The organism is Glutamicibacter sp. 0426, from assembly GCF_001906485.1.
Taxonomy (GTDB): domain Bacteria; phylum Actinomycetota; class Actinomycetes; order Actinomycetales; family Micrococcaceae; genus Glutamicibacter; species Glutamicibacter nicotianae.
Genome location: NZ_MPBI01000002.1, coordinates 439,954 through 452,052 on the forward strand (window position 1 = coordinate 439,954; position 12,099 = coordinate 452,052).

At 59.9% G+C, this 12,099-nt stretch carries 9 protein-coding genes; 8 read left to right on the plus strand and 1 reads right to left on the minus strand.

Annotation, left to right across the window (positions count from 1 at the left end; translation table 11 throughout):
• Window positions 1-51: 51 nt before the first annotated feature.
• Window positions 52-525, minus strand: a complete 474-nt coding sequence (locus tag BKX98_RS07540; protein ID WP_038989709.1) for an Lrp/AsnC family transcriptional regulator — start codon at window positions 523-525, stop codon at window positions 52-54.
• A gap of 150 nt (window positions 526-675) precedes the next feature.
• Between BKX98_RS07540 and pdhA the strand changes: the two genes are divergently transcribed.
• The 8 genes from pdhA (at window position 676) to BKX98_RS07580 (ending at window position 12,012) form a co-directional block, all read left to right on the plus strand.
• Window positions 676-1,791, plus strand: a complete 1,116-nt coding sequence (pdhA, locus tag BKX98_RS07545) for a pyruvate dehydrogenase (acetyl-transferring) E1 component subunit alpha (RefSeq protein WP_073706733.1) — start codon at window positions 676-678, stop codon at window positions 1,789-1,791.
• A gap of 14 nt (window positions 1,792-1,805) precedes the next feature.
• Window positions 1,806-2,795 (plus strand): alpha-ketoacid dehydrogenase subunit beta, encoded by a 990-nt coding sequence (locus tag BKX98_RS07550; RefSeq protein ID WP_073706846.1) that lies wholly within the window; start codon window positions 1,806-1,808, stop codon window positions 2,793-2,795.
• A complete protein-coding gene (locus BKX98_RS07555; protein WP_073706734.1) occupies window positions 2,795-4,159 on the plus strand; it encodes a dihydrolipoamide acetyltransferase family protein in 1,365 nt (454 codons plus the stop codon). The genes BKX98_RS07550 and BKX98_RS07555 overlap by 1 nt, the downstream gene beginning before the upstream one ends.
• Before the next feature lie 196 nt (window positions 4,160-4,355).
• Window positions 4,356-5,987 (plus strand): ABC transporter substrate-binding protein, encoded by a 1,632-nt coding sequence (locus BKX98_RS07560; protein ID WP_073706735.1) that lies wholly within the window; start codon window positions 4,356-4,358, stop codon window positions 5,985-5,987.
• A gap of 190 nt (window positions 5,988-6,177) precedes the next feature.
• Window positions 6,178-7,104: an ABC transporter permease gene (locus BKX98_RS07565; RefSeq protein ID WP_038989703.1), complete on the plus strand. Its 927-nt coding sequence runs from the start codon at window positions 6,178-6,180 to the stop codon at window positions 7,102-7,104.
• Entirely contained in the window at window positions 7,097-8,119 is a 1,023-nt protein-coding gene (locus BKX98_RS07570) for an ABC transporter permease (protein WP_223308906.1), read from the plus strand. Before BKX98_RS07565 ends, BKX98_RS07570 begins: the two co-directional genes overlap by 8 nt.
• 3 nt (window positions 8,120-8,122) lie before the next feature.
• Window positions 8,123-9,766 carry an ABC transporter ATP-binding protein gene (locus BKX98_RS07575; RefSeq protein WP_038989702.1) on the plus strand — a complete coding sequence of 548 codons (1,644 nt, stop codon included), beginning with the start codon at window positions 8,123-8,125 and terminating at the stop codon, window positions 9,764-9,766.
• Window positions 9,767-10,203: 437 nt separating this feature from the next.
• Complete coding sequence (locus BKX98_RS07580) at window positions 10,204-12,012, plus strand: ABC transporter family substrate-binding protein (protein ID WP_038989700.1); 1,809 nt, start codon at window positions 10,204-10,206, stop codon at window positions 12,010-12,012.
• Window positions 12,013-12,099: the final 87 nt, after the last annotated feature.

Genomic DNA, 12,099 nt, shown 5'->3' on the forward strand with positions numbered 1-12,099 from the left:
GGAACCAGCCAGCAGGCTGGTTCCCGGAACTTTTTTTGCTGCCCTAGAGCGCTATGCGTTGCCGGAGAGCGAGTGCTGGAGCAGGGCGGTGGTGCGGTAGGGGACGAGCTCGGCCATGGACAGCGCCGAATCCGCGCGATTCACCCCGTCGATATGCAGCAGCTGGCCGTGCACCCGGAACAGTTCCTCGGCGTCCTTGGCAGCTACCCGCACCAGGATGTCGGCAGAGCCGGTGAGGCCGTGCGCCTCAAGCACCTCGGGGATGGCTTCAAGCTTGGCGGCAATGTCGCCCAGGCAGCGCTGGTCGACGTGCAGCTCGACAAAGGACAGCAGCCCGTAGCCCAGGACTTCGGGCGGGATGCGGCGGTCGATGGAATCAAGCACCTCGTTTTCCAGGCGGGTCATCCGCGTCTGCACTGTATTGCGCCCGAGGTTCAAGGCCGTGGCAATGGCTGCGCCGGTGCGCTTGGCAGCGCTGGAAAGCGCAAGCAGGATGCGCCGGTCGGTGGTGTCCAGAAGTTGCATAATGTGCACGTTAGCATCCTTAACGGCAATCAAACAGTGCGTTTTGCTCTAATTTTAAAAACACCATTGTGCATCCTGCCTTGCGTGAGTAGCATCACATTAAGCGGCGTTTGAGAATCAAAACCCGCAACCGACTACGTGAGAGTAAGGATGCCGATCGTGTCCACACAGCACATTGACGTAGCCGCCGGATGCCTACCCACGCATCAGCTGCTGAACGTCGACGGGAAACGAATCCCGGACGAAGAACTTGACCACTATCTCAAGGACCTCAAGGAAGCGGACCTTGCAGATTTCCTGCGCGACATGGTTGTCCTGCGCCGCATGGACAATGAAGCCACCGCCTTGCAACGCCAGGGCCAGCTGGGCCTGTGGGCTCCGCTGCTCGGCCAGGAGGCCGCGCAAATCGGCTCCGTGCGGGCCACCAATGACGACGACTTCATCTTCCCCTCCTACCGCGAGCATGGTGTCGCCTGGGCCAGGGGAGTGAAGGCAGAGGACCTGCTCAGCGTGTGGCGCGGAGCGCAGGCCAGCGGCTGGGATCCGAATGAAGTCAATATCGCCTGCCAGCAGATTGTCATCGGCTCGCAGGCCCTGCACGCCGCCGGGTACGGCATGGGCATCAAATTCGATGGCGGCAAGCAAGTCTCCGTAGCCTACTTCGGCGATGGCGCCACCAGCCAGGGCGACGTGAACGAAGCCATGGTCTTCGCCGCCAGCTACCAGGCGCCGGTGCTGTTCTTCTGCCAGAACAACCAGTGGGCAATCTCAGAACCTGTAGCCCTGCAAAGCCGCACCCAGATTGCCGACCGCGCCCACGGTTTCGGGCTGAAGACCTGGCGGGTGGATGGCAACGACATCCTGGCCGTCTACGCCGCCACCAAGGCCGCGCTGAACCATGCGCGCCATGGCCTGGGCCCGGCTTTCATCGAAGCGGTCACCTACCGCATGGGCTCGCACACCACCGCCGATGATCCAACCCGCTACCGCAAGAGCGAGCAGCTCGAAGAGTGGAAGGCCAAGGATCCCATCGACCGCCTGGTGAAGTACTTGCATGAGATGGGTGCCGATGTGCAGTCCTACGAGCAGCGCGCGCAGAACTCCGCCGATGACCTCGCCGCGAAGCTTCGCGCGGCGATCACCAGCATGGAAGATCCCAAGGCCGAAGAGCTGTTCACCAATGTGTACGCAGAAAAGCATGAGCCAACCGAACGAGCAGCCAAGAACTACCTTGACTACTTGGCAGATTTTGAAGGTGGAGAGTAACCGTGGCAACCACCATGCTCAAGGCGCTGAACAAGTCGCTGCACGATGCGCTGGACCAGGACGAGAAGGTCATCCTGCTCGGCGAAGACATCGGAACCCTCGGTGGAGTCTTCCGGGTCACCGATGGGCTGAAATCCAAATTCGGTGAGCACCGCGTCGTCGATACCCCGCTGGCAGAATCCGGAATTGTCGGCAGCGCCATCGGCCTGGCCTATCGAGGCTATCGCCCGGTGGTGGAGATCCAGTTCGACGGCTTCACCTACCCGGCCTTCGACCAGCTGGTGTCCCAGCTGGCCAAGCTGCACTACCGTTCGCGGGGACGGGTGAAGATGCCGGTCACCGTCCGCATTCCCTATGGCGGAGGAATCGGCTCGCCGGAGCACCACTCCGAATCGCCCGAAGCCTACTTCGCCCACACCGCAGGCCTGCGGGTCTTCGCGCCATCGAGCGTCGAGGACGCCTACTCCATGCTGCGCCAGGCCATCGCTTGCGATGATCCGGTGATCTTCTTCGAGCCGAAGCGCCGCTACCACGAGAAAACCACCGCGGAACTTCTCCCCCCGGCGCCCGATGCATCGCCCAAGGCAAAGATCGTCCGCCCCGGCGAGGACGTCACCGTGGTCGGCTACGGACCCACCACCTACACCCTGGTCGATGCGGCCAAGGCCGCGGAAGATGAAGGCACCAGCCTGGAGGTCATCGACCTGCGCACGCTGGATCCGCTGGACATCGACACCGTAGCCGAGTCCGTCAAGCGCACCGGCAAGCTAGTGGTGGTCCATGAGGCCAGCCGGACCAGCGGCATCGGCGCGGAGATCTGCGCCGAAATCACCGAGCGCTGCTTCGACTACCTGGAGCACGCACCCTTGCGCGTCACCGGATTCGACATACCGTATCCGCCATCGCGGCTCGAAAGCCACCACCTGCCCGACCTGGATCGAGTGATGCACGCGGTCGATACCGTGATGCGCCACCACGAGGCAACCGAAGGAGCTGCCAAGTGATGACCGCCCACACCTTCAAACTCCCCGACCTCGGCGAAGGGCTCACCGAATCCGAGGTGCTGAATTGGAAGATCAAGGTTGGCGAGCATGTTGCGCTCAACCAGATCATTGCCGAGGTCGAAACCGCCAAGGCAGTCGTTGAACTTCCCTCGCCCTTTGCCGGATTCGTCCAGGCCCTGCACGCCACCGAAGGCGAAACCGTGCAGGTCGGCGGTCCGCTGGTCACTTTCGACCAGGAGCCCGGCGGGTCCGGCGAGCAGCCGGCAGCGGCTGATTCGGCGCAACAGGAGCAAAGCAAGGCCGGCGAACGCACCCCCACCCTGGTTGGCTACGGTGCGCCGGCAGATACCGGAAACCGTCCGAAGCGCAAAGCCCGCGGCTCGCGCAACCCGGAAGCTGTGCCAGCACCTGCACCAGCAGCTTCGGCACCAGTTGCATCCCAGCCGGCTGACGGTCCGGGCACCCATGAACGTGAACAGCATGCGGTGACCAGGTGCACCCCGCCGGTACGCAAGCTGGCACGCGATCACGGGGTCGATATTTCGGCGCTCGCCGGCAGCGGCGAGGACGGCCTGGTGCTGCGCCGGGACGTCCAGCAGGCCATCGACTCCGCCGGTGCCAGCACGCCAGCGGCCAAGGACAGCGAATCCATGTCTTCACTAGGAGCGGATCGCCATGTGAAGATCACCGCGGTCCGCAGGGCCACGGCCAAGGCCATGGTGCAGTCGGCGTTTACCGCCCCGCATGCCACGGAGTTCCTCACGGTTGATGTCACCGAATCCATGGAGCTGCTGGAACGCATGCGGTCGCATCGACTGCTCAAGGATCTGAAGCTCAATATCACAACGCTGGCAGCGCTCGTGGTGACGAGACTGTTGAAGACCTATCCCGCGCTGAACTCGACGTGGGATGAAAAGGCTGACGAAATCATTGAATTCGGGTCAGTGAATCTGGGCATGGCCGTGGCAAGTGATCGTGGTCTGCTGGTTCCGGTGCTGAAAAATGCCCAAGCTAAGACGCTGCCAGTATTGGCTGCCGAACTCAGCGGGATTATTCTCCAAGGCCGCGAAGGAACATTGTCACCAGCCCAATTGACAGGTGGCACATTCTCCATCACCAACGTGGGGGTTTTCGGCGTGGATGCCGGCACCCCAATTCTGCCGCCGGGGCAGGCAGGAATTCTGGCACTAGGCCAAGTGAAGCGCAGACCTTGGGAATACCAAGACCAAGTTGCACTTCGCCATACCATGACACTGGCGTTGTCCTTCGATCACAGGGTGGTCGACGGCAAAGAAGCAAGCGAGTTCCTCGCAGGTGTCGGCTCGGTGCTGGAGGACCCCGGAATGATGAATATTTTTATTTGATTCAAAGTAAATCATGACCGGGCTGAAGTAAATTCAGCCGGGTGAATAAACCGATTTCAAGCATTACTTTCATGACTATTCATTGGTTGTTTCGCAATGTTTGATGTAATCTCATTCACTACGTGCTATAGCTCACGCTTGCCTGCACGGCTCTGCGAAATGCAGAAGCAGCAACGATCTGTTGAGGAGAAATAGGATGCGATACTCGCACGCATCTAAGGCTGTCGTTTTATCTGCAGCCTTGGCGCTGACCCTGTCCGCTTGTGGCGGCGGTTCGACCGAAACCGCCGGTGGCGAAGGTGACGGCTCGTATGTCGTAACCGCAAACACCACCGAACCGCAGAATGGCCTTCTGCCGGCTAACACCAACGAAGTTGGCGGCGGTCGCGTCATGGACCTGATCTTCACCGGCCTGGTCAGCTACGACGCCAAGGGCGCGCCGGTCAATGAACTCGCCGAGTCCATCGAAACCGAAGACTCCCAGAACTACACCATCAAGCTGAAGGCCGGACAGACCTTCTCCGATGGATCCCCAGTAACTGCTGCTTCGTTCGTGGATGCCTGGAACTTCGGTGCCGCAGCCAAGAACGCGCAGTTGAACTCGTACTTCTTCGAGTCCATCAAGGGCTTCGACGAGGTCAACAAGGAAGGCTCCAAGAAGGATGAGATGGAGGGCCTGAAGGTCGTGGATGACACCACCTTCACCGTCGAGCTGTCCCAGCCTGAGTCCGACTTCCCGCTGCGCTTGGGCTACACCGCATTCATGCCATTGCCTGAAGCGGCATTCGAGGATCCAAAGGCCTTCGGCGAAAAGCCAATTGGCAACGGCCCTTACAAGTTGACCGAATGGAACCACGACGTCAACCTGAAGCTGGAAGTCAACGAAAGCTACGAGGGCCCACGCGAAGCCCAGAACGGCGGCATCGACTTCAAGGTCTACCAGTCCACGGACTCGGCCTACAGCGATCTGCTCTCCAATAACTTGGATGTGCTGGACCAGATCCCGCCAAGCTCTCTGGCTTCGTACGAGACTGACCTGGGCGACCGCTCGGTCAACTCGCCATACGCCGGCAACGCAACCATCACCATCCCGGGCTACCTGGATCACTTCAAGCAGGGCGAAGAGGGCAACCTGCGCCGTGCTGCCATCTCCCGGGCCATTGACCGCCAGCTGATCATCGACAAGGTGTACCAGGGCGGCAAGGTCAAGGCCGATGACTTCACCGCACCAGTGCTCGAAGGCTACAGCGCAGACATTCCAGGCAGCGAAGTCCTGGACTTCGATGCAGCTGAAGCCAAGAAGCTGTGGGAACAGGCTGATGAAATCAGCAAGTGGGACTCCGGCGACGAATTCTCCATCGGCTACAACGTCGACGGCGCTGGCAACAAGGAATACGTCGAAGCTGTCGTCAACCAGCTGAAGAGCAACCTGGGCATCAATGCAGTTGCCCAGCCATTCTCGTCATTCAAGGAATTGCGCGAGAAGGTCACCAGCTACAAGATGACTGGTGCATTCCGTACCGGTTGGCAGGCCGACTACCCATCGCTGTACAACTTCCTTGGTCCGCTATTCGGCACCGGGGCTGGCTCGAACGATGGCAAGTACTCCAGCAAGGAATTCGATGACAAGCTGGCCGAGGGCCTGTCGGCCACGGATCCTGCCGAGGGCGCAAAGATCTTCAACGAGGCACAGGAGATCTTGTTCAAGGATCTGCCAGCCATCCCGCTGTGGTACCAGGCAGTCCAGGGTGGTTGGAGCGAGAACGTGGATAACGTCGAGTTCGGGTGGAACGGTGTTCCGCTGTACCAGCAAATCACTGGCAAATAAGTTCCCTTCAGCTTCCGACCAAGTCAGACCGGATAGAAGCTGAAAACGCGCTAAGGGAGACCCGAGAACAACAGGGTCTCCCTTTGGCGTGTTTGTCCTGCCTCGCAAAAACAAACGTCGAATTACTTATCGACGGAAAGAGGATGAAAATGGCCCTGTGCCCTCACGTGTCTCGAGGTGAGATGCAAGCATGTTAAGTTTTACCCTGAAGCGAATCTCGCAGCTGTTCCCGGTCTTCATCGGAGCAACGCTGCTAGTGTACTTCCTGGTTTTCGCCACTCCAGGTGACCCGATCGCCGCGCTTTCTGGTGGCAAGCCCATGAGCGATGCCACCAAAGCCGCCCTGACCGCGCAATACAACCTGGACAAGCCGTTCTGGGTTCAATATGGCCTGTATCTGAAGAACCTGGTGACCTTGGACCTGGGAACCTCGTTCTCCGGACAGGAAGTCAAGGAGATGCTCGCGCGGGCGTTCCCCGTCACGGCACGCCTGGCAATCCTCGCATTGGTGATTGAAGCCGTATTCGGCATCATCCTCGGCGTTATTGCTGGTATGCGCAAGGGCAAGCTGTTCGACTCGACCGTGTTGGTTGCGTCGCTGCTGGTCATTGCAGTTCCAACTTTCGTGCTCGGCTTCCTGCTGCAGTACGTGGTCGGTGTCAAGCTCGAATGGGCCAAACCTACAGTTTCCGGCGCGGCAACCTGGGGCGAACTGATCCTGCCCGCATTGGTGCTCGGCCTGGTATCGCTGGCCTACGTACTGCGCCTGACGCGTACTTCCGTCATCGAGAACAAGACCGCTGACTACGTACGCACCGCGACCGCCAAGGGCCTGAGTCGCAATCGCGTGGTTACCGTGCACATCCTGCGCAACTCCCTGATCCCCGTGGTGACCTACCTAGGCGCCGACTTGGGTGCACTGATGGGTGGCGCGATTGTCACCGAAGGCATCTTCAATGTGCCCGGTGTCGGCCACCTGCTCTACCAAGCAATCCAGAAGGGCGAAACCCCGACAGTGGTTGCAGTCGTAGGCGTTCTGGTGATCGTCTTCGTACTTGCCAACCTGATCGTGGATATGCTGTACGCACTGCTTGACCCAAGGATCCGTTATGCCTGAGAACCAGAACTTTAATCCCGAAGACGGCTTGCCCATCCGCAGCAACCGCGCCGGCAAGGTTTCCAAGTACAAGATCGAGCACTACGTTGCTCCGCTGGACGAAACCCCCTTGCAGGCGGTGGACTCGGTCAAGGAAACCGGCAAGCCATTGTCAATGTGGGCCGAAGCTTGGCGTTCGTTGCGCAAGCAGCCGCTATTCATCATCTCCACGATCATGATCATCGCGGTCATCGTCGTAGCTGCCTTCCCGCAGCTCTTCACATCGATTGATCCGGCTGGCAACCAGGCTTGCCTCTTGGAGAATTCCAACGAACCAGCACGCCCTGGACATATCATGGGCTTCAACCTGCAGGGCTGCGATATCTATGCGCGCACTATTTACGGCACGCGTGCCTCGCTGCTGGTAGGCGTTTTCACTACCCTTATCGTGGTGTTGCTTGGTGGCGCCATCGGCGCGCTGGCAGGCTACTACGGTGGCTGGGTCGACACGATCCTGGCCCGCCTGGGTGACATCTTCTTCGCCCTGCCGCTGATCCTGGGCGCCATCATCGTGATGCAGCTGCCGGCATTCCGCGAGAACCGAAGCGTCTGGACGGTTATCGTCACGCTTGCGATCTTCGGCTGGCCGCAGCTGGCGCGCATTACCCGCGGTGCTGTCATCGAGGCCCGCAATGCGGACTTCGTGAAGGCCTCGCGCGCTCTGGGCCTGTCCAAGTTCAGCGCGTTGCTCAAGCACGTGATTCCGAATTCCCTGGCACCGATCATCGTTGTTGCCACAGTGAACTTGGGTGTGTACATCGTGGCCGAAGCCACGCTGTCCTTCCTGGGCGTCGGGCTCCCACCTGACGTCATGAGCTGGGGCAACGATATTTCCTCGGCGCGTACCCAGCTGCGCAACAACCCGACCATGCTGATGTGGCCAGCGCTGTTCCTTTCGGTGACGGTTTTGAGCTTCATCATGCTTGGCGATGCAGTGCGTGATGCACTGGATCCGAAGGCCCGGAAGGGAGCCTAAGCAATGACTCAGAGTGCAACTCCAAAGCCGCTGCTGGAAGTCAAGGACCTGGCGATTACCTTCTCCACCCCTGACGGTCCGGTCCACGCGGTCCGCGACGCGAACTTCACCGTGATGCCCGGCGAAACCGTGGCCATCGTGGGCGAGTCCGGTTCGGGCAAGTCGACCTCGGCCCTGGCCGCTATCGGCCTGCTGGCCGGCAACGGCAAGGTCTCCTCCGGCCAGATTCTCTTTGACGGCGAAGACATTGCCCAAGCCAGCGAAAAGCGTTTCGTCGAGCTGCGCGGCAACCATATTGGCATGGTTCCGCAGGATCCGATGTCCAACCTGAACCCGGTGTGGAAGATCGGATTCCAGGTCAAGGAAACTTTGAAGGCCAACGGCTTGGCGGGGGACAACCCCAACAAGCGCGTGGCCCAGGTCTTGGCTGATGCAGGTCTGCCCGATCCGGAGACCCGTGCCGGCCAGTACCCGCACGAATTCTCCGGCGGGATGCGCCAGCGTGCGCTGATCGCCATTGGCCTGGCCTGCCGTCCGCGCCTGCTGATTGCCGATGAGCCAACCAGCGCGTTGGATGTCACCGTGCAGCAGCAGATCCTGGACCATCTGGACACCATGACCAGTGAACTGGGCACCGCGGTGCTGCTCATTACCCACGACCTGGGCCTGGCAGCCGAGCGTGCCGAAAAGGTCGTCGTGATGTACAAGGGACGCGTCGTCGAATACGGCCCGGCGCTGGAGATCCTGCGCAACCCGCAGCACCCGTACACCCAGCGCCTGATCAATTCGGCTCCGTCGCTGTCTGCGCAGCGCGGGGACAAGCACGAGGCCATTGTGGACGAGATTGAGCCGGGCAAGGCTGAACCGCTGCTGAAGGTCAGCAACCTGACGAAGGTCTTCGATATCCGCAAGGGCTTCGGCAAGAAGGAGAAGTTCACCGCGGTGGACAACGTTTCCTTCGAGATCCCCCGGGGCACCACGACTGCCGTGGTGGGCGAGTCAGGTTCAGGCAAGTCGACCATCGCCCAGATGGTGCTGAACCTGCTGGACAAGACCGAGGGCGAGATCATCTTTGATGGCGAGCAGATCGGCAACCTGAGCGAGAAGCACTTGTTCAAGTACCGCCGGCGTGTGCAGCCGATCTTCCAGGACCCGTACGGTTCCCTGGACCCGATGTACTCGATTTTCCGGACGATCGAAGAGCCGCTGCGCATTCACGGCATTGGCAATGCGGCATCGCGGGAGAAGAAGGTCAAGGAGCTGCTGGAGCAGGTCTCCATGCCCGCTTCCACAATGCACCGCTTCCCGAATGAGCTGTCCGGCGGGCAGCGCCAGCGCATCGCCATCGCGCGTGCCCTGGCCCTGCAACCGGAAATGATCGTGTGCGATGAGGCTGTTTCCGCGTTGGACGTGCTGGTTCAGGCCCAGGTGCTGGAGCTGCTCGATGAACTGCAGCGCGAGATGGGCCTCACCTACCTGTTCATTACCCACGACCTGGCCGTGGTTCGCCAGATTGCAGATAACGTCTGCGTGATGGAACACGGCAAGATCGTAGAGCAGGGAACGACGGACGAGATTTTCGATACGCCAAAGAGCGCTTACACCCGCAATCTGCTGGCTGCTATTCCTGGTGCTTCACTGATCTAGCAGCTCCGGAATCAACTGAGTGGGCCGGTGAAACCGAAAGGTTTCGCCGGCCCATTCGGCGCTTAATGTAAGCTCAACCGGCGTCATATTCAACGAATATTTCAGATTTAATGAAACTGAAACAAACGTTGCAAAAATGTTATAAATCACTCCGCGAGTCAACATGCGTGAAACAGTTGCCCGATTGATTTTTCCCAATCTGAAAGAAACCCTTGAAATCTCGGGGATGTGAGGTGCGTCTCGAAAACTGACGAGTAACAAGCGCATTGCGAATGACTCTCAGGGGCAGGGGGTGGCGGAGATCTGAAGCGCTTCTTTCTATATCCAAGCCAGAAAATTCGGGTTAGTCTATTCCTCAATGGATTGATCATGTGATCTGATCCACAGTGGATCCACCGATCCGGAACTCGTACCATTCAAGAACTCTAGGAGGCGAAATGCGGTTTCAGCGCGTTTCGAAAGCAGTAGCTGTAGGAGCTGCCCTGGCCCTGGCCCTGTCGGCTTGTGCTCCAGGCGGCGGAGACACCGGCGCAGACGCATCGAAGGATGCCAACGCAGGTGGAGGCAACGGCTCGGCAGAAGCAGCGAACAGCGGCAAGGCTGATCTCGGTGATATCACCACTGCCGACGACACCATCAACGTCACCGTGGGTGCACCGGAATTCATCAGCTACAACGGCTTTACTCCGAACACGTACTCCACCTACAACTCGGCGATCGTGGATCGCATGTTTGCCGGCTTCAGCTACTTCGGCACCGACGGCACCCTGTACCCGAACGAGGCTTTGGGCAGCTACGAAAAGGTCAGCGACGACCCGCTCACCATCAAGTACACGATCGCTGAAGATGCCAAGTGGTCTGACGGCACCCCGATCACCGTCGCCGACTCCGTGTTCGCATGGGCAGTGCAGAACCTGAACCTCAATGAGGGTTCCAAGGAAAAGCCGCTGTTCAACTCGGTTTCCGTTGATCTCGGCGACACCGTGCCAGAAGGCCCGCAGGGCGACTGGGACGGCAAGGAATTCACTGTTGAGTTCGCCGAGCCTGATCCGGACTGGGCTCTGCAGACCTGGATGCTGCACCCAGCGCATGTTGTGGCCGAGGAATCGGGCATGAGCACCGAAGAACTCGTCAGCGCCATCCGCGCCGGGGAGTCCGACAAGCTGAAGAAGGCAGCCGACTTCTGGAACGAAGGCTGGATGACCGACCCGGGCAAGCTGCCCGATGAGAAGATCTCGCCTGTATCCGGCCCGTACAAGCTGGGCAGCTGGAAGGCTGGCGAATCCGTAACTCTGGTTGCCAACGAGAACTACTACGGCCCTGCACCGGCAACCAAGGAATTGACCTTCCGATTCCTTGAAGACGCCAGCATGGTCCAGGCGCTGCAGAACAAGGACGTCGACGTCATCAATCCGCAGCCGACCGTGGATACGCTCGCGCAGCTGGAGAACCTGGGCGACGCGGTGGCTATCCAGAAGGGTGACACCCTGACCTGGGAGCACCTTGACTTCAACTTTGCCGAGGGCAACGCAATGACCAACCTGGAACTGCGCAAGGCCTTCGCCATGTGCGTTCCACGCCAGCAGATTGTTGACAACCTGGTCAAGCCGCTGAACCCTGACGCCATCGTGATGAACGCCCGCGAAGTCTTCCCATTCCAGGACAACTACCAGGAAGTAGTGGACGCATCCTATGACGGCCGCTACGACGAAGTGGACATCGAGGGCGCAAAGAAGATCCTCGAAGAGCAGGATGCTGTTGGCACCGAAGTGCGCATCGGCTACTCGGCACCTAACGAGCGTCGTGCCAACGAGGTTTCGGCCATCAAGTCCTCCTGTGACGAAGCCGGCTTCAAGATCGTGGACTCCGGTTCGGCTGACTTCTTCTCGCCAAATGGTGCACAGGATCGTGGCGACTACGAGGTAGCGCTGTTCGCTTGGGCAGGTTCCGGCCAGATCACCTCCGGCCAGAACATCTACGCCACCGGCAAGCCGCAGAACTTCGGCCAGTACTCGAACCCTGAAGTCGACGCCGCATGGGAGACCCTGGCAAGTTCGCTGGACCCAGCAGTCCACGCGGAACAGACCAAGAAGATCGAGAAGCTGCTGTGGGATGACCTGTTCGGCATCCCGGTATTCGCCCACCCAGGCTTGAGCGCCTCGGGTTCGGATATCCAGAATGTCCGCCACACCGCAACGCAGGACCAGATCGTCTGGAACGCCGAGCAGTGGGTACGTGCTGAGTAATTGCCCTAGGCAGCGTACTTGCACAACGTGAGCGAACACGTGCGGGGCCCGATCACAAGTCGGGCCCCGCAGTGTGTTCAAAGGTCC

Bases quoted from the DNA above. Each gene is read 5' to 3' on its own strand.
- BKX98_RS07540 (WP_038989709.1), bottom strand. From the start codon at position 525: ATGCAACTTCTGGACACCACCGACCGGCGCATCCTGCTTGCGCTTTCC.
- pdhA (WP_073706733.1), top strand. From the start codon at position 676: ATGCCGATCGTGTCCACACAGCACATTGACGTAGCCGCCGGATGCCTA.
- BKX98_RS07550 (WP_073706846.1), top strand. From the start codon at position 1,806: ATGCTCAAGGCGCTGAACAAGTCGCTGCACGATGCGCTGGACCAGGAC.
- BKX98_RS07555 (WP_073706734.1), top strand. From the start codon at position 2,795: ATGACCGCCCACACCTTCAAACTCCCCGACCTCGGCGAAGGGCTCACC.
- BKX98_RS07560 (WP_073706735.1), top strand. From the start codon at position 4,356: ATGCGATACTCGCACGCATCTAAGGCTGTCGTTTTATCTGCAGCCTTG.
- BKX98_RS07565 (WP_038989703.1), top strand. From the start codon at position 6,178: ATGTTAAGTTTTACCCTGAAGCGAATCTCGCAGCTGTTCCCGGTCTTC.
- BKX98_RS07570 (WP_223308906.1), top strand. From the start codon at position 7,097: ATGCCTGAGAACCAGAACTTTAATCCCGAAGACGGCTTGCCCATCCGC.
- BKX98_RS07575 (WP_038989702.1), top strand. From the start codon at position 8,123: ATGACTCAGAGTGCAACTCCAAAGCCGCTGCTGGAAGTCAAGGACCTG.
- BKX98_RS07580 (WP_038989700.1), top strand. From the start codon at position 10,204: ATGCGGTTTCAGCGCGTTTCGAAAGCAGTAGCTGTAGGAGCTGCCCTG.